This is a genomic window from Niabella beijingensis (assembly GCF_020034665.1).
Lineage (GTDB): Bacteria > Bacteroidota > Bacteroidia > Chitinophagales > Chitinophagaceae > Niabella > Niabella beijingensis.
This window is the reverse complement of record NZ_JAIQDI010000001.1, coordinates 2,519,955-2,538,638: the sequence shown is the minus strand read 5'-3', so window position 1 is coordinate 2,538,638 and position 18,684 is coordinate 2,519,955. Positions and strand designations below refer to the sequence as shown.

The following is an 18,684-nucleotide window of genomic DNA, read 5'->3' as shown; positions in this document are numbered from 1 at the left end:
ATGGAAAAGCTAATTTCGGGGTTGGTTCTTACTTTATTATTTAGCTCCTTGGAGCTGTTTGCACAATCCGTTAAGCTGGGGCAGTATACGCTGACAGTGAATAAGATTTCCGTTTCTAAGGTAAAAATAATGGGCAAGGATGCTGTAAGGGTTGTTAAAGATTCATCCATAAAAGCTGTGGATGAGCCGACCTTTGCCAGGTTAACCGGTGTTCATTTCAAAAACGGCACTATCGAAGTGAAAGTGCTTAGCAGGCTGCTCCCCAACGCACCAGAATTTGCAAGAGGCTTCATCGGCATTGCCTTCCATATTAATGACAGCAATACAAGATACGAGAGCATATATCTAAGACCCACAAATGGAAGAGCCGATGATCAGGTGCGCAGGAACCATTCCGTACAGTATTATGCCTATCCGGATTACAAATTTGACCGGTTGCGCAAGGAATCACCAGAGCGGTATGAATCCTATGCTGATATGGCGTTAAATCAGTGGATCACGATGCGTATTGAGGTGACGGGTGAGCAGGCCCGACTGTTTCTTAATGGCAGCAAGCAGCCCACTCTTGTGGTAAACGACCCGAAGCTTGGGCCAGGGGCGACTGGAGCCATCGGACTATGGGTGGATGTTGGAACCGAGGGCTTCTTTTCTGATTTAAACGTGCTAAAACAAAAGTAGCACTCGTGTTCTTTGATTTTTTGTATCTTAGAACTGGTGTTTTTCATAGGTTAGCAACGGCCAGCTTTTTCAAAGGCAGGCCTTTTTTTACTCAACATATTAGATACTCAGCAAGAAATATCCTCTTAAGAGGTCCCTATCCCTTCCAAATTAGGCTTTTGAGTAACTGCCTGCTTATTGACATTTATTGAATATAATATAACACACTGAGAATAAATTTTATATGACAATATTTGCATGAATTTTTAATTATTTTTCATACATTTTCCTTTATTTGTACCTTTGCATTATGAGTAAGTTACAGGCTTTAAAAAGAAATTTAAGGCCGGGTGAGGTATACCGGCGGCGGGATTTAGAGAAATGGTCTAAATCTGTAGACCGGCATTTGCAACAACTGGTAACAGACGGAACCCTGGAAAAACTTTCCGGAGGACTTTATTATGTGCCTAAACAGACCGTGTTTGGCAAAGCACCGGCCAATGATAAAGAGCTGATAACGTCCTTTTTAAAAGATACAAACTTTCTTCTTACCTCCTATAACGACTACAATACCCTGGGTGTGGGAACCACTCAACTATACAATGCTAAAAGGGTATATAATACGAAACGTCATGGGCAATTTAAATTGGGAAACCGTGTTTTTAATTTTGTTCGCAAGCCTTATGTACCGCTGAAAGTAACAGATGAGTTTCTGTTGGTGGACCTTGTAAATAACATAAACGAACTGGCAGAGGATCGTGATGTTGTGCTGGAGAAAGTAAAAGAAAAAACAAAAGGCATGGATGCGCGCCGGCTTAAAGCATTGGTGAACCGGTTTGGAAAGGTTGCTACCGTCAAATTTTTTAATCCTTTGTTGGCATAAGCTATGAAAGAAATATACCTGCACGAACATAATGATTTTGGTGACCTGCTCCGGATACTACAGGATGAAAGCGGAATACTGGATACACTTATTGAAAAAGATTACTGGATAATGCACAGCCTGTACGGGCTAAAAAAACAGGGATATAGCTTTCAGTTGAAAGGAGGAACCTCTTTATCCAAAGCGTATGGAATCATTGACCGCTTTTCTGAAGATATAGATATCCATATTGATCCGCCAGCAGTATTAGGCATCAACGAAAATCCAAAAAACGATAAACCAGCTAATTCTCAAAAGAAAAAGGAGTATTACGACCAACTGGCAACAGAAATAAACATACCTGGAATAATTAAGGTAACGCGCGACACCGAATACGACAATACAAAAAACTATAATAGTGGCGGTATCCGATTGTTTTATCACCAGTTGACGGCAACCCGCCAGGGCATTAAAGATGGCATTTTACTGGAAGCCGGGTATGATACCGTAATGCCCAACAAACCGGTAACAATAACATCCTGGGCCTATGAAAAGGCTAAAAGCCTGGCAGCCTTTCCCATGAAGGACAACCGGGCAAAGGAAATCATTTGCTACGACCCACGATACACCTTTGTTGAAAAGTTGCAGACCATTGCCACCAAATACCGGGTAGAACAAGCAACCGGGAAAGCCAGCAACAACTACATGCGGCAGTATTATGACATTTATTGCTTACTGGGCCAGCAGTCTGTAATTGATTTTTTGGGAACAGATGCATACCAGGAACACAAAAAAAGGCGGTTTCCAAAGCCTGACCTGGAAATACCGGCCAAAGAAAACGAAGCATTTTTGCTTACCAATACCCTGATCCGGGCCAGCCTTGAACTGCGGTACCAATCTTCCCAGGATCTTTACTACAAAGGCCAGCCTTCTCTTTCAGAAATTTTAGAGCGCATTGCCAATTACATACATCTTATGTAAATCGCTATAAGCTGAGAACTACAAGTCCAGCCTAATGCCATTTTACATTTGAATGGGAAGAATCGGTTGCAACGGAGTTTGCCGTTTATTTATATAACCTATTTATAATCAACTCTTAATGTGAGAATGACAAGCTTACGGCAAAAAATATGTCAAAAATAATTATCCCTACGGTTTATCGGATCGACTGACTGGATGCGAGCACGGTACATGGTGAGGATTTAGATAATATGGAGTTACATTTAAGGGCAGTGTAATGCCTTTGAGCAGGAGGAAGAGTATATACAGCGGTTTAAAAAATAAAATACAAGAATGAATGACTTGTCACGCTGGTTTTCATTAAAACTAAGTATTTTAGTAGTGTTATGTCTCTTGTTGATTGATGAGAAGTGATAGCAAGCTGGCTATTCATATTAAAATTTTCACAGGAGGCGATCAACTGGCCCCAAATTTAACTGTGTCGGTAAATGAATATTTAAGAAATGCCAGTGTAATGGAGGTAAAGAAAGAATTGGCGTATGTTTAAATTTTATATATTCTAAATTAACTGCAATGTTTGTAATCCTAACTGCTGATGATCTATATATTGCTCGAAAGCTATTTCAATTGGAGATTTACAAAAGAAATGGGCAAAGTTATGAAGACTTCTTCTCAAAAATAATGCGGCTGCATAATATTGATTTCATTCAAATTAAACCACAGGGGCAATTTGGTGATAGAAAAAATGATGGATTTATCAAATCGACAGGGCAGTATTATCAAGTATATGCTCCGGAAAATCTTTCACACAAAGAAAAGGATACGATTGAAAAGCTTGTGACCGATTTCAATGGCCTATACGCATACTGGAATGCCACAGTAACGCCAATTTTAGAATTTAATTTTGTATTAAATGATAAGTATCAAGGCACATATCCCTCCTTACATCCGGAATTAACAAAAATAGAAGAAAATCATGTCGGCGTAAAATGCAAGCCATTTTTAAGTCAACATTTAGAAGATATCTTTTTAAAATTACCGCACAATAATATTGAAGATGTACTTGGTAAAATCCCCACAGCAGAAGATATAAACTTAAATGTATCAAATCTTAATGAAGTTATCGAGTACTTAATAAGTTTAAAAGACGGCGTATCACCCGAGACTTTCCCAGTAAATCCAGACTTTGAAGAAAAAATAGTATTTAATTCCCTGAGCTCACCGGCAGCAACATTTCTGCGTTATGGTTCTTATCAAGATGGAGCTCTTAAAGATTTTTTTAAAGTAAACAGCACCTTTGCTAAGGATGATCTCAAGAATACATTTTCGAAATTATATAAAGACGCTATACAGGAAATCCCAGATTCAGATAGTAAAAATGATTTAATCTTTTTTGATATTGCAAAAAAGGCTTATCCTAAACAAGGGAAGGTTTACCAGGATGCTGTGTTTGTTCTAATGGCTTACTTTTTTAGCTATTGTGATATTTTTGAAGAGCCTCCTCTAAAACAACAACAAACTTTGTTTCAATGATTCTACCATCAAAGCATATTAGAATATCAGAATCTTTAATTGGGCTGGGAGCATACCTTTTGAAATACCTAAATGATGGGCCCAAATCGGTTGATCAGCTTTGGTTTAAAGTTGGCAAGCAAAATGAAACAAAAAAGGCTTTTTCGTATCATGGTTTTGACAATGTTGTTTTAGCTTTAAATTATTTATTTATTATTGGAGCTATTGATATTAATTCTGAAGGACTAATTTATAATGCGGTTAATAAAACTATCAGCAAATAATCCTGGGTTCAAAACAATTGAATTTAACAGGATAGGCCTTTCCCTTATTGTGGGGAAAAGGCATAACAATGACTATACAAAAAATAAAAAGGACACTTACAATAGCGTTGGGAAATCATTGTCTATTGCCTTAATTAATTTTTGCTTGGGCTCGCAAAAGAACCCTGAGTTTGAAGCAAAACTGAATGACTGGGAATTTACATTGCAGTTCGAACTTAGTGATATTTTATTTACCGCTACACGCAAGTGTAATAATCAAGGAATAATTTATTTAAATAATGAAGAGAAAACGCTCAAAGAATATACAGACTTTCTTTCTTCAAGGGTTTTCGAAATTCCAGAGAATACAAAGTACCTGACCTTTCGTTCATTGTTACCACGGTTCCTTCGCCCTCGAAAAGCCAGCTACAACTCCTTCGACAATTTTATTCCTGAAGAGCAAGAATTTCAAAAGGTTATTAACAATGCCTTTCTGTTAGGACTTGATGTTTCACTTGTTTTTAAGAAATTTAACTTAAAAGATGAGTTTGATAAGATTGAGGACATGCGGAGAGCATTTGAAAAAGATACGATTATAAAGTCTTTTTTTGAACAGAATGAAGATGATGACTTTGAAATTGATGTAGTCGATTTAAAAGTGAAAACTCAAAAGCTTGAACAAGCCCTATCAAAATTTGAGGTAGCAGAAGATTATCACGAAGTAGTGAGAGAGGCCGATGAATTAAAATTGCAAATTAAAGCACTTGATAATAAAGCGGCAACCATTAAAATAGCACTTTCCAATATTGAAAAAAGTTTAAATATCACCCCCGATATTCCCAAGAAGCGTATCGAACAGTTGTACAAAGAGGCAATGGTCAGCCTGCCAGATGCTGTTATAAAACAGTTGGCCGATGTTGAGGGGTTTAATAAAAAAATACTGGATAATAGATCCCAACGTTTATTGAAAGAAAAATTGAGTTTCGAGAAAAAACTTTCTGAAATAGTCGCGAACTCTAAGCGATTGGGGAAGCTGAAAGATGCCAGACTTGAATATTTGAATAGTAAAAGTGCTTTAGATGAGTTTACTAAGATGAACGATCAGTTGAAAGAACTAAAAATAAAGCTTGACAGTATTGAAAAGTATCGTCAACTAAAGCAAGAGTATAAAACCAAGTCGGAAGAGTTAAAAAGAGAGTTTAGTTTAGAAAATACCAAAACCTCGAACTACCTGGAAAGCAACCGCCTTTTACTTGAGAACAATATTCTAATCTTCAAATCCCTGGCAGAAGAGTTCTACGAGCATAAAAGGGCGGGAATTGAGGTTAAAAGCAATGAAGGGGTAAATAAAAATAGATTTGAAATAAGAGCAAAAATTGATGATGATAAAGGAGACGGGGTTAATGACGTCAAAATCTTTTGCTTTGATTGGACCCTGCTACTTGCAAAACATCATCACAAAATGGAGTTTATTTTTCATGATAGCCGTCTGTTATCAGAAATAGATTCCAGGCAACAAGCCTCACTCTTTAATGTAGCGAATAAAAAGACAATAGAAAATAATCTTCAATATATCATTTCAGCCAATCAAAATACGCTCGATTCTGTAAAAATTGAAATGGGTGAAGAAGAATATAACAGGATTATTTCTGACAATATTATTCTGGAGCTTACTGATGAATCCGAAGAATCAAAGCTGCTGGGAATCAAGATAGATTTAGATTATGATAAGGAATAATAATTCTCATCTGCTTTATTAGTCTAAAAGCGTAAACAAACTACTTAAACGTTATGAAGAATGAGGAAAACGATTTCGCTTACTTTTTTAATGAGCTTATTAACTCAGCCTATAACGATTACAACTCAATTACCTTCTCTTCTTCGGAAATCAAAGCTCTGGTATTCAGTAACAGTATCAATTTGCACAGAGTAAATGATACCCGCAAGTGCTCAGTAAAATACTGTCGGAAAAAAGCGGTCATGTCCCATCTGTTCCAAGAATCTATATTAAGAAAAATTGCGAGTGCTGGTCATTTGATAGCCCCTAATGTTGACTTAAAGAAAATTAAAGTTGAATTAATGGAAGTAGGGGTAAACAGGGCCTTTACTTTTCCTGGTTTTTGTAAAGAGCATGAAAACTTATTTGAGTACGAAAGGAAAGAATCTATCGAATTTGAGCAAGAGTTGCGTTTCTTGATTTATAAAAATGTTTGCTATCATCAGGTTTTTTGGGATGTAGCTGTCAAAAAAACAGTGACAGCCATGAATCGTGCAGTTGAAAAGAAGCATAGTAAGTTTGAAAACATATTTGGAAATAAATATTCGGAAGTCTTCGCAGATTTGGGTATTGATTTGGAAAAGATGTGGTTCCCTGATCTAATACAGGAGCACTATCAAAAAGATTTAAAAGATCGAAAAAAGGAAATTTTCCGTATTTCAAAATTTAAAAACCAAATATGGGAAGATATAAAACATAATAAGGACAAAAACATTAGATCGTATGTTGTAGAACTAAGCAGCTCGATCCCCATATTTCTCTCCTATAATGGAGAATTAACCATAAAGTACAAAAGGAAATATTTTAAACATCCTGTTAATTATATTGTGCATCCATTTAAGAATAGCACAATTGTAGTTTTCTCAGTTGCTTCAAGTCATTTCAAACTCCTGAAAGAAACACTTGGTTGCTTTTCTGCAATTGAAATAGTACAATTTATTTGCCACTCAATGGTATATGTTTCTGACAACTGGCTAGTGAACCCCGATTTTTATAACCGCTTATATCCACTGGCTTTAAGAGAGATTATTGAGTCGGCTCATACCTTACCTATACCCCGATCTGAATAATCCTGAAAAAAGACACACTTCCGCTTGCCAATATCGCACAATAAAATCCCAATAACTTAATGCAAAATTTCATAAACAATCTAACTCAACCGCAAGCCACATTGCTGGCAGCAATATTAAGCGCCTTAATAGCCATAGCCGTTATTTTTATCAACAAGTTTTTCGAAAGAAAAGCAAAAAGAAAAGAGAAGTCTGACACAATTAAAAAGTATGCAAACCCTTTGATTCTTTCTTTGGAACAACTTGCCTGGAGGTTAAAAGAAATTCTGGAATTCAAGGGCGTTTATTTATTGCCGAATGCACCAGAAAATGGCTTTTTTAAATATAAGTTTGAAAGCACGACATACAGACTATGTGCAGTATTAGGATGGTTGGAAGCCGCAAAAAAGGAACAGTCCTATTTGTCAGGGTTCAAAATAAAACAACATAATACTATTCAAATAGCGATTAAATCTTTTCAAAGAATATTGGCTGATGGTTCACATGTAGAAGTATCAATACTTGACGAGCTTTCAAAACTTTATAAGCTTAACCAAGTTAAATTACCAGATAGTGAACGAGCCTTGGTTGGAGTAAAAATAGAGGAAATTGTTTTCAAGCATATCCCGACAAATATAAAAGCAGCAGTAAGCGAGCTTGACGAGCCTATTCAATTGGAGCTAATCAGGGAAATATTAGATTTGATTTGCTCTAAAACAAGTCAAGCTTCTATTAGTAAAGAAACTATCCAGCAATTGAGATATGCATCAATTAGTGAAATCTCCAGAGAGTATTGCTGGATATATAGGGATTGGCAAAACGCAATAGGAGAAACGATGTTAAGGCCAATTCAAAATGCTAGTAGAAGATTTGATATATTAAGTTTCTCTGACTTTGAAGAGACAAAGCGTTCCAATAATTGGCTGAAAAAGACAGATGGACTTTTTACGGCTATTAATGTTTCGAAAGAAGACAGATTTGATAGTAGAGTATCGCAACTGCGACAGCTCTTTGGCGTAACGGTTAATTTGATTGTCGTTTTAAAAAGTTTGATAAAAAAACAGGAAACAATTTCGCAAGCATCAATCACTTCATTGCAGGAGTTCAACACTCGAATTGGAAACAAAGAGGGGAATCAGTCCAAAAAACGATTAAAGATTAGAATCAGGTATGAATAGCATCTTTTCTCTCACTAGTAAATTTATTTTCACGCATGACGTTTGAGCGCAAAGGGATGGTATTAAGAGTAGGACTCAGAAATAATGCTAAAGGCATCATTGAAAGCCTTGACAAAAAGTATATATCCAGAGATGGAAAAAAGCAAAATATTCCAGATATATGCGTGTTTTGCGGATCGTCAGAGAATTTGACAAAGGAACACGTATTACCTCGCTGGGTTTTTGAGAATGCACCTAGCAAGTTTTTCACAACTGATATTAATGGACTCGACCAAGCATACATAAAAACAACTATTCCTGCGTGTCTCGTATGCAATTCTGATATCTTAAATTCTTTAGAAAAGTATGTCCAGGCCAGTTTCAAAAATAGAAATGTTAAAAAGCAGCCATTTACTGTAGAAGAACTCGAAAACGTTATTCTATGGTTAGAAATAATTGATTACAAATTTCAAATACTGAATGCTCGGAGAAGATTTAGGGCATCGAAAAATTTGGGATATATCTCATACTTGGCAGATTTCCCCTTGTCTGTCTTAAGAAAATTGGTAGATTATTCACCCAAAAAGACAATAACTGAAATTAGGCGATCGCAAAAACGTCTTTTGCTTAAAAGTAAGTTGAAGGCCATTAATTCTCTAATCGTATTTAAGACAACTAATAATGCCTTTCACTTTTTCCATCACATGGATGATTTTATATTTTTAGAATTGCCCAGACAACAAATAGCCCTTTTTTATTTTTACAAAAAGAAATTTACTGATAAAACAATTGCATATGAAAATGCAATGAAAATCATAAATACTCTTTATTAAACTCGCATCATATAATCAATTGTATGTATAATATCACTTTATTTTCTTCATTCCATAGAGAACTAGGTAAATGTAATTCAAATGAGTTATACAGAGTAATTGAATTTCTCCTGACGGTAAGGCTTGCTGCTGATTTTTATTTACCTAATCCACGCGTATGAATCTCATAGAAAATAAGGACAAACCCTTGACGAAAATTTATGCGGCGTATCCTGACGCGAGAAGTGCTGATTTTGGAGCGTTCAGGGGCGATGTTGGTTTTTGGGTTATACTGGCTGAAGGAGCCTGTATTTTTTACCCGTTAATAGAGCCAGTAAAATTTGCCCCTTCTACTCCCGAGGCGGGTAAGGATCTCTTTTGGGTATTTAATGAGTAGATTAGGGGTTGAAGATAATAAGCAGAAGACAGCGGAGTAGAAACTCAATTAAAAAGCAACGCTGTTACTATAACCAATCAAATCAAATGAACAATAGAATTGCGGTTGAAACATTAACACTAAGTGAAGTGTCTGAACTCTTTCGAGAATCTATTGAAATTGCCATGCCGAAAGCTAAGGGCGCGATTTCCGTTAAAATGAAAAAGCTTAAGAAAGCAAAAATCAGTAGGGAAAAATGGGTAAAGACTTACGAAGAATTTAAAGGTGCAAAACTTAATTTTTATTGTGAGAAAGTGCCTACTCAAGAACAACCTTATGTCAGCATAGGAATGATTCACAGAACTACCGATGGTTTAATTTTAATTGCCGTTGACACTTCAAATGGGGGCATTCCACCGAATAGTTTCTTTAGAAATTTGGGCTGGAATAAATGGGTGAGGATTTATACCGGACATTTTTGCGAAAGATTTGCCCAAAGAATCCTAAATGCAGAAAAGCCGGCTTTTCAGGCAGGCTCTGAAGGAATAATGTTTTCTGATATGTTAGGCCCTGTTCGTGTTACCGACAAAATCTCAGACGAAGTTGATAAAATAGAGTTCCAATTTAAAGAAGGGCAGGCTTATGGCTACCGTGATACAGCGAGCAAAATTACCTATTTCAAAACTGTATATTCAAACGACATGCTAAAGCGCGATCGGCTCGATTTCAAGAATGAATGGGAACAACCTCTTGAAGAACTATATAAGCTATTTAGACAGGAGTAACTAAATTATTGGTTGAATTTGAGAAGTAAGCTTGGGCTCTTGAAATATATAAAGAATGTAAAATATGGAATCTGATTTTTTCTCTGAAATGCAAATAGGTGATACCGAAAATTATAAAAAATTTGTTGCGGATTTCGATAAGAGTACAGCTTTCTTAGACGACTTGTCCAATTTAATAGATTATAACGGCAGAATTATTTCATTTTTTACGGATGATGGCATACACTATTTTAATACCTGTTTGCTTGATAATGCGGTGCAGACTTTACAAAGTATTAAACTGTGTTGTTCGATAGGCAGCTTTGCGGATGCCAATACCCTGATACGGAAATTAAGGGATGACTTGGTTATGTTCGTTTATATTCGTCGTGTTATTGATCAGCGTAAACCGTTTGTTGAAACAGACCTGCAGGATGTTGACCTGACCGATGCAGACAAGCTTTTAGAATCCTTTTCAAAGATGCGTATCAATCCCGATTTAACTGATGATGAAAAAGCCGTAGCTGCCTGGCTGAGCAATAAAGTGTCGGAACTACCCTGGGCGATAAAAAAAAGAACATTGAGCTATGAAAACTATATGATTTTTTTGGCACAACATAGCGGCATTAATGAAATACTTGCCGCCTACAATCTCCAGAATTATTGGGAACAGTTACGACAGAAGCTAAATAATTACGTTCACAACAACGGTCAGCAATTTTCAGCAATCAATATAATCCGTCCAGGAGATGAAAATGTGGATGCCTATTTAAAAAATGTTTATATCCGAACGTCATACATAACAACTTTCTTTTTGGTACTGATTATAATGGTGGATGCTACTTTAATTTCATCGTCCGATATGATAGATTATCTGGATAGCGGGAAGGAGCCGCCGGAAAACTGTCAATATGAAGTAGCGCCATTTATCCAGGAATATATCGATAAAGAGGTGGTGAGGCTTCATCCAGAGTTAAAACAATATCTGAAGGACAATAATGGCTACGGAATGAAAATTAATTGAGTATAAAAAAGATTAATAATTTATTAAAAATAACGCCGCTAGCAAACCATCCGTCGTGCCCACATAGCTCCAGTTATTTATAAAACACATCAACCATTCTATTCCCATACTCACCATCACGCAGCTTCAGAGGTTTTTTTCTCTTTTTAAGGATTTTTCTAATAACCATATAGTTTAGAATCTGAGAAAGCTGCTTGCTACTATACTTCCTTCCCTTGGATTCACAATACTCTTTCAGTTCCCAAATGTATGTTGGTTGATCTAGTAAATTTGAATTACGTATTTCGCTCTCTATAAAATACGAGTCCTTTCTTTCAAGTCTGGTGTTTCGGAAATAAGATTTTACTGATTTATTTTTATCATAAAAATTATTCAGCTCTTTGGATTTTTCCAATTTCTTAGGAATTCTATAGTTTGCCCGAAGAATGTTTGCGCCGGTTATATTAAATGCGGAGCCAATTCGATTGGCAATTTCTTCTGTAAGCTCCCTTGTTCCGTTTAAAAGGGCGTACATGTGACTGGTAGATATATGCAGATATTCAGAAAAGCCTTCAATTTCGAGACCAGAATGTTCTAATAGGTCTGAAACCCTACTACTAATGAAGTCTTTGTATTCTTTTGATTCTCCCTTTTTCACAGATTAAAGGGAAAAACATTTTTGTCCTAAAAATTATTCAAAATATTTGGCAATGAGATTCTCATTAGTTATTTTTACAATAACGGATATTAAGTAGTTGTATTAACATATAACTGAAAGAGTCTCGTAACTCGAAGTATGACAGCCAAGGAAGCGAGACGGTGAGGTATCCCATGTCTACTATTGTGTACATTTGCATCAATAGAATAGATATGGGCCTTGCCGTAAAATTTTCCTACTTCCTTGGCTGTCACTAAGAGTTGTAGGTTGGGAAGGCCCATATTTTTCCTATTCCGATCCGCATAAATGACGAGACTCATCCGACCCAAAACGGATGAGCGCCACAACATCATATTATTTCATTCTTGCTAATGCAATAGCGTACAGGGTTCTTTTTGCCTGTAAGCCTAAAATACCTGTGTAATAACGGCAGCCGTGGTTTAAAACGGCGGTGGGGTTCTCATGCCCATCGCCGTCCCGGCTGCCGGGGCGCTTAAACATTACACTGCCACTATATCACCGCTCCGTACTGCATCCGGGTTAATGCCCATGAGAGTTATTTTAACTCTTAAACGCGATGCAGTATGAAAAAAATAACAACGCTTGTTGTAGCAGCTGTCCTATGCATGTACCTAAACACTGTTTTTAGCCAAAACAATACCGCTTTAACGGTTTCCGGTACCATTCGTAATACGGCCGGAGAGCCACTTTCAGGAGCCTCCGTAACAAATACGCGCACCGGAAAAGGTACTGTAACAAATGCTTCCGGAGCTTTTACTATAAACGAAGTGCGGGAAAAAGATAAACTGCGCATTAGTTACATCGGTTATGCAGCCCAAACAGTTACGGCCAATAAAGATAACCCGCTTAATATAGTCCTTAAAGATGCCACCAACGAGCTGGATAAAGTGGTAGTACAAGCTTATGGTACTACCAGCCAGCGCCTGGCCACAGGTAATATTGGTGTAGTGCGCAGTGAAGATATTGCCAAACAACCGGTAATGAACCCGCTGCAAGCCTTGCAGGGCATGGTGCCCGGTGTAGTAGTTACCAATACCAGCGGCTATGCCAATGGGCCAGTAAAAATAGAAATACGCGGGCGCAATTCTATTAACGATAAGTTTACCAGTGACCCACTGTATGTTATAGATGGGGTGCCGCTTACCATTTTGGACCTTATGCAGCAGGATAGCTACCAGTACGGCTCCAAAGGTGCCATACAAAGTGGCATTCAAAGCCCGGCCAATGGACAAAGCCCTTTTTTCAACATCAACCCACAGGATATAGAATCAGTCGAAATCCTCAAAGATGCTGATGCTACTGCGCTTTATGGCAGCCGAGGCGCAAATGGCGTTATCCTCATCACTACTAAAAAAGGGAAGAACGGCAAAACAGATGTTGACGTGAAGCTGACCACGGGTTACAGCCAGGTACCGCGGTTTAATAAAATGCTGAATACCGAACAATACCTGGCAATGCGGCGGGAAGCCCTTTCCAACGATGGTCTTGCGGTAAATATTAATACTGCACCCGACCTTACCGAGTGGGATACTACCCGGTACACAGATTGGCAAAAATACCTGTGGGGTGGCAACGGCAAAACAATAGATGCTGAATTAAGTGTTTCCGGAGGCAATGCGTTTACCTCATTTCGCGTGGGAGCCAATTACCATTACCAGGCAGACATTACTGCATCTACCGGGTCTTATAAAAGAGCCGGTCTTTCTGCAAACATTAATCATAGCTCGGTCAATAACCGGTTTAAGCTTTCGCTTACGTCCTTGTTTTCAAAAACGCTAAGCGATATGCGGTTTCTTCCATCTGTTTTAACCATTCCGCCCAATGCACCAGATGTATATAATAAAGAAGGAAAACTGAACTTTATCGGTTGGCGGCCACTGGCTAACCTGTACAACTTTGGCACCATCCTACGGCCTTATAACAGCAACACTTATATTTTAAATAATGGACTACAGCTTAGTTACCAGCTGGTGCAGGGCCTTACCTTAAAAGCAAACCTTGGTTACAGTAATGGAAGGACAGACCAGTTTACCCAGGTACCCATCGCCTCCCAAAACCCGGATGCTAACCCTACCGGCAATGCTAACCTGGGCAATAGCTTTTTTGAAAACTATATTATAGAGCCGCAGGTTGAATACAGCAGGTTTATAGGCAGTGGAAAATTAACCGCACTGGTTGGAGGTTCGTTGCAAACCAACAATACCAAGTCCAATGTTTTGTCCGGCTATGGTTATGTAAAAGATGGCACAATGGATAATATTGGTACTGCTCCATCAATTTACGCTTCCAACACAGAAGTACAATATAAATATGTTGCTGCCTTTGGCAGGCTGAACTATATTTTAAAAAACCGGTACATTTTCAATTTTAATTTCAGAAGAGATGGTTCCAGCAGGTTTGGGCCAGGACACAGGTTTGGAAACTTCGGTTCTGCCGGTGGCGCCTGGATCTTTACCGATGAAAAATGGATGCATACCGGTATGCCATTTATAAGTTATGGAAAACTGCGGGGCAGCTATGGGCTTACCGGCAGCGATCCATCTTACGATAACCAGTATTTAAGCCGGTGGACCTATGCTAACGCTCTTTATAACAATATACAGCCGCTGTTGCCCAACAATCATACGGATTCTACCTTGCACTGGCAGGTAAATAAAAAGACAGAGATAGCACTGGACCTGGGCTTTCTTAAAGATGCGATTTCGTTTTCCGCATCCTGGTATTCTAACCGGTGTGATAACCAGATCGTACCTTTTCCAACACCCGCTTTTACCGGTTTTACAAGCGTTACCTCCAATAGTCCGGCTAATGTGCGTAACACAGGCTGGGAGTTTATGCTAAAGGGAAATATTATCAATAAGAAACTAATGCAATGGGCTTCTTCCTTTCAAATAGGTATCAACAGGAATAAATTAATTGCATATCCCAACCTCAGTCAATCGCCCTACGCATCGCTGTATGTAGTTGGTCAATCTTTAAACATCGTTAAAGTATTGCACAATACTGGAGTGGATCCACAAACCGGTCTATACACTTTTGAAGATAAAACCGGCGATGGCAAAATTACCATCGACTACAGAGGTAAAACTGCCGATGATCGATACATTATTGATTTAAGCCCGAAGTTTGACGGAAGCTTTATTAACAACCTGAACTTTAGAAACTGGAATATAAACTTAACCTTTTACTTCAGAAAGCAGCGGCAGTTAAATGATCTGTTCTCATTAAAAGCAGCGGGCGGCATCTCCAATCAACTTACAGACGTGTTGAAGCGCTGGCAAACCCCGGGGGATATAACTACAGTGGCCCGGTTTACCACCAATCCTGGAAGCGATATCTCTTACAGCAACTTTGGTTCATCAGATGCAGTATATTCAGATGCTTCTTTTATACGCCTTCAAAACCTATCCCTTAGCTATACTTTGCCCGAAAAATTGTTTAACGGCAAAGGGATTAAAAATTGTTCTGTTTTTATACAGGGGCAAAACTTATTTCTGTTAACCCGATACAAAGGCATTGATCCGGAAATTCCAGGCTTTGGCAATATGCCTATGCTGCGTGTCGTAAACTTGGGTATATCCGCAAAATTTTAAATGATCCAACATGAAAAAACTTTACATATATATTGCAATTCTTTGCTCCATTATTTCCTTAACCAGTTGCAAAAAACTAATAGAGATTAAGCCCTCCACAGGTTTTGTAATAACCGACCAGGTTTTTAAAAACACCGACGATGCAACGGCGGCCGTTGCCGGGATGTTCTATAAAATGGGATCCACTGGGGTTAACTATGCAAATGCCGGTTCTACCGTTTTTTGCGGGTTAAGCGCAGATGAACTCATGCTTTTTACATCGTCACAGGAATCTTATGTTCAATTTCAGACGAATAGCCTTAACGCGTCTAATGGCTTGGTTTTATCCTCCTTCTGGAGCCCTGCGTTTAGCGTGATTTATGAAGCCAATGCAGTGATCGCTGGTCTTGAGCGTTCCCTCATTAGTGATTCAACAAAGAACAGACTGAAGGCCAACGCCTTATTTGCAAGAGCTTTTACCAATTTTTACCTTACGAATTATTTTGGAGCTATCCCACTGGTTACAACCATTAACTACAGGGAAAGCAGCTTGCTCGGCCGAACGTCTACAGAGAATATTTATACGCAAATTGTTAAAGATCTTGTTGAAGCACAAAACTATTTACCAGATAATTATAATAACGCAGGAGGGTTACGTATTGAACCCACAAAGTGGGTTGCAAAAGCCCTCCTGGCAAGAGTATATTTATACCAGAAAGACTGGGCAAATGCGGAAGCAGAGGCCACGGACTTAATAAACAATACAAGCCTCTTTTCATTAATGGCAAATCTGAACGATGTTTTTTTAACCACAAGCAAAGAAGCTATCTGGCAAATTCAGCCCAATAAGAAGCAATCTCCATTTTTTGCAAATCAGGAAGCAATCAATTTTATTCCTTTTCCATCGCAGGCAACTTCAGCGCCCAATTTTGTTATTACACCAGAACTGCTGGCGCAGTTTGAAACGGGAGATTTAAGACTAAGAGACTGGACAGGACAAACATCTTATCAATCTCAATCCTATCTCTATCCATATAAATACAAACTGGGAAAAGCAGCGCAATCCGCATCTACTCCGTTTACAGAATGTAACACTGCATTGCGACTTGCCGAACAATGGTTGATTCGTGCAGAAGCAAGAGCCGAAAAGAATAATTTGAATGGCGCGCTCGAAGACCTTAACCGGATTCGGGCAAGAGCGGGGCTTGATAATAAGCGGATAGAGACAAAGGAGGAAATGCTTGCTGCCATTTACCGTGAAAAACAGATTGAGTTCTTTGCAGAGTGGGGGCATAGGTGGTTTGATTTAAAACGGTGGGGGATCGCCAGCCAGATTCTGGGTCCGATAAAAGCAAGCACCTGGCAAGAAACGGATCAAGTGTACCCGCTACCTTCCTCAGAGCTACAAACTGGGCCAAACCTGGATCAAAACGCAGGTTATTAAATATAAAGAAAGGGAAACAAAAATTGATTGTTTCCCTTTTCTTTTCTCCTGTGTTATTTCAATTACCAGGATGGTGATGAATAAAGAGGAGTGGAATGCATATCATCTGCGTAAAGGTCAAATGAATTTCCATTCCTGTCTGTGATCTTTGCCTGCTGTACTCCCGTACCTCCTGTTGTTACCAGGTTAGATGTGTTATAGGATCCAGCTATTTCAACGGTTTGGCTTCCGTCATAAGCATACAATCCTGAAACAAACCTGGGTTTACCAGCAAAAACAACTGCGGTTACTGCAAGCAATCCACATGCTACGAATAGTGATTTAATCCGTATCATAGGCGTTCATTTTATTAGTTAATAATATCGCCTACTCTTTTCTACAGGTTTTGGGCTAGTCCTGTCCTGCAATGGAAGCGCAGGCATTTTTATATAAAACCCGGGCAAATACTACACGTGACCAATCTTTCTATACTTTTCGTTGAAAATACCTCTGTTCTTATTTACAATAAGCAATCCGAATAAAATCCAGCTCATACTTACAATGATGAGCATTTTGTGAAACCATTTCATAAATTTCCAGTACCGATGAAAAGGCAAAACAAATGTGTCTGTAAAAAGCAGGACTAATAACAGATACACAACAAAACATACACATCCAACAAGACCCAATATTAATCCCGCATTACGTGTTTTTGGCCAAATAATCAATATTGCTACTGCCATTTCAGTTAATGGGAGCAAATAACTCACCTGCCGATGAGCGCCATGCATGAATGGCAAATATTTTAGCCAAAGATCAAAATGTTCCACCCGAACCAGCAGGTATAATCCTTCATAAAAAAAACAAAACATTGCCACTAAATAAATAACCTCTTCTATGTGTTTTTTTATGTTCATATAACTATCACTGTTTACTGCAAATTTGTGAACACACAATTCTCTTCAGGTTATATTGTCACCAGATCATTACTTCTGAATCCCGCTCTGGCTAAGGATTTCCTGTCCGGGAGAGATTATTTTTCCCCCGATTTTTTTAACTAAAATGACTTTTTTGCTTAAATCTTTGTTATCTTAGTAGTGCTGTGATTTACCTCCTTTTTGAATAACCCTCTACATATATAATCGTATAAAAGGGAGTAAATGGACTAATTGAAGAAAAGCTTTTTTTTAAGAAGATTGCAGGCGAAACCTCTGTTTACTTTCCATAACTGAAATATTTTGATCATTACCAGCGTACCTGGTGGCTAAACCTTTTCAAAATGTTTAAACGTCTTGCCTTAGGAGATGAGAGCGCCCTGCACCAGATTATTGACAATTATGGCGATGAGCTGTTGGCGCGTATTTTTCGTGTAGTGCATAACCGGTATTGGGCCGAAGAAATACAAATGGATGTATTCCTGGAACTATGGGAGCAACGGGAAAAAGTATCGCTCATGGCGCATCCCAAAGCATGGCTTTTAAAGGTGGCCTATAATAAAACAGTAGACCGGTTGAGGAAAGAGATTCATTATATACCGGTTCCATTAGAGTACCTGGAAGATACAGAAAATAAAGGGGCATTGGATGATGAGATCAGCTTAGATGAACTAACGAATATCATTGCCGCTGCAATTGAAGAATTACCCCCTAAAGAAAAGAGGGTGTACATTCTGAGTACGGAAGAACGTTGGTCCATAAAAAAAATCGCTGAGGTGCTGGGGCGTTCTCCCAATACCATCAGAAATGAGCTGGTAATTGCCCGGAAGTCGATTCGGAAAATAGTCAGCAATTATTTACACCTGTTTTTATTTTAATACTG

Annotated in this window: 18 protein-coding genes; 15 read left to right on the top strand and 3 right to left on the bottom strand. The window is 38.3% G+C overall.

Going from position 1 to position 18,684, the window contains the following annotated elements:
- From K7B07_RS10565 to K7B07_RS10510, 12 genes are all read left to right on the top strand, one after another.
- The gene (locus K7B07_RS10565) at window positions 1-678 is read left to right on the top strand and encodes a 3-keto-alpha-glucoside-1,2-lyase-like domain-containing protein (protein ID WP_223709480.1); all 678 of its coding nucleotides are present in this window, start codon (window positions 1-3) and stop codon (window positions 676-678) included.
- Window positions 679-967: 289 nt separating this feature from the next.
- Window positions 968-1,540, top strand: a complete 573-nt coding sequence (locus K7B07_RS10560) for a hypothetical protein (RefSeq protein WP_223709478.1) — start codon at window positions 968-970, stop codon at window positions 1,538-1,540.
- 3 nt (window positions 1,541-1,543) lie between these two features.
- Window positions 1,544-2,500 (top strand): nucleotidyl transferase AbiEii/AbiGii toxin family protein, encoded by a 957-nt coding sequence (locus K7B07_RS10555; RefSeq protein WP_223709477.1) that lies wholly within the window; start codon window positions 1,544-1,546, stop codon window positions 2,498-2,500.
- A 552-nt stretch (window positions 2,501-3,052) separates the two neighbouring features.
- Complete coding sequence (locus K7B07_RS10550; RefSeq protein ID WP_223709476.1) at window positions 3,053-4,012, top strand: ABC-three component system protein; 960 nt, start codon at window positions 3,053-3,055, stop codon at window positions 4,010-4,012.
- Entirely contained in the window at window positions 4,009-4,275 is a 267-nt protein-coding gene (locus K7B07_RS10545; RefSeq protein WP_223709474.1) for an ABC-three component system middle component 6, read from the top strand. The genes K7B07_RS10550 and K7B07_RS10545 overlap by 4 nt, the downstream gene beginning before the upstream one ends.
- A complete protein-coding gene (locus K7B07_RS10540) occupies window positions 4,247-5,992 on the top strand; it encodes a DUF2326 domain-containing protein (RefSeq protein WP_223709473.1) in 1,746 nt (581 codons plus the stop codon). Before K7B07_RS10545 ends, K7B07_RS10540 begins: the two co-directional genes overlap by 29 nt.
- A 53-nt stretch (window positions 5,993-6,045) precedes the next feature.
- Complete coding sequence (locus K7B07_RS10535) at window positions 6,046-7,101, top strand: hypothetical protein (protein ID WP_223709471.1); 1,056 nt, start codon at window positions 6,046-6,048, stop codon at window positions 7,099-7,101.
- A gap of 59 nt (window positions 7,102-7,160) precedes the next feature.
- The gene (locus K7B07_RS10530) at window positions 7,161-8,258 is read left to right on the top strand and encodes a hypothetical protein (protein WP_223709469.1); all 1,098 of its coding nucleotides are present in this window, start codon (window positions 7,161-7,163) and stop codon (window positions 8,256-8,258) included.
- Between the two features lie 35 nt (window positions 8,259-8,293).
- A complete protein-coding gene (locus K7B07_RS10525) occupies window positions 8,294-9,070 on the top strand; it encodes a hypothetical protein (RefSeq protein WP_223709467.1) in 777 nt (258 codons plus the stop codon).
- Window positions 9,071-9,227: 157 nt separating this feature from the next.
- A complete protein-coding gene (locus K7B07_RS10520; RefSeq protein WP_223709466.1) occupies window positions 9,228-9,446 on the top strand; it encodes a hypothetical protein in 219 nt (72 codons plus the stop codon).
- Window positions 9,447-9,532: 86 nt separating this feature from the next.
- Window positions 9,533-10,210, top strand: a complete 678-nt coding sequence (locus K7B07_RS10515; protein WP_223709464.1) for a hypothetical protein — start codon at window positions 9,533-9,535, stop codon at window positions 10,208-10,210.
- A gap of 64 nt (window positions 10,211-10,274) precedes the next feature.
- Entirely contained in the window at window positions 10,275-11,213 is a 939-nt protein-coding gene (locus K7B07_RS10510) for a DUF5677 domain-containing protein (protein ID WP_223709463.1), read from the top strand.
- 73 nt (window positions 11,214-11,286) lie between these two features.
- Here the strand turns inward: K7B07_RS10510 and K7B07_RS10505 are convergent, their stop codons facing one another.
- Window positions 11,287-11,850 carry a helix-turn-helix transcriptional regulator gene (locus K7B07_RS10505; protein ID WP_223709462.1) on the bottom strand — a complete coding sequence of 188 codons (564 nt, stop codon included), beginning with the start codon at window positions 11,848-11,850 and terminating at the stop codon, window positions 11,287-11,289.
- Window positions 11,851-12,434: 584 nt separating this feature from the next.
- Here K7B07_RS10505 and K7B07_RS10500 point away from each other — a divergent pair.
- Entirely contained in the window at window positions 12,435-15,464 is a 3,030-nt protein-coding gene (locus tag K7B07_RS10500) for a SusC/RagA family TonB-linked outer membrane protein (protein WP_223709461.1), read from the top strand.
- 10 nt (window positions 15,465-15,474) lie between these two features.
- Window positions 15,475-16,887 carry a RagB/SusD family nutrient uptake outer membrane protein gene (locus tag K7B07_RS10495; protein ID WP_223709460.1) on the top strand — a complete coding sequence of 471 codons (1,413 nt, stop codon included), beginning with the start codon at window positions 15,475-15,477 and terminating at the stop codon, window positions 16,885-16,887.
- Window positions 16,888-16,949: 62 nt separating this feature from the next.
- Here K7B07_RS10495 and K7B07_RS10490 read toward each other — a convergent pair whose 3' ends face one another.
- Together K7B07_RS10490 and K7B07_RS10485 are read right to left on the bottom strand one after the other, a co-directional pair.
- Window positions 16,950-17,222 carry a hypothetical protein gene (locus K7B07_RS10490; protein WP_223709459.1) on the bottom strand — a complete coding sequence of 91 codons (273 nt, stop codon included), beginning with the start codon at window positions 17,220-17,222 and terminating at the stop codon, window positions 16,950-16,952.
- Window positions 17,223-17,333: 111 nt separating this feature from the next.
- Window positions 17,334-17,783, bottom strand: a complete 450-nt coding sequence (locus tag K7B07_RS10485; protein ID WP_223709458.1) for a MauE/DoxX family redox-associated membrane protein — start codon at window positions 17,781-17,783, stop codon at window positions 17,334-17,336.
- Window positions 17,784-18,145: 362 nt separating this feature from the next.
- Here K7B07_RS10485 and K7B07_RS10480 point away from each other — a divergent pair, with 362 nt between their 5' ends.
- A complete protein-coding gene (locus K7B07_RS10480; RefSeq protein WP_223709456.1) occupies window positions 18,146-18,679 on the top strand; it encodes an RNA polymerase sigma factor in 534 nt (177 codons plus the stop codon).
- Window positions 18,680-18,684 lie beyond the last annotated feature (5 nt).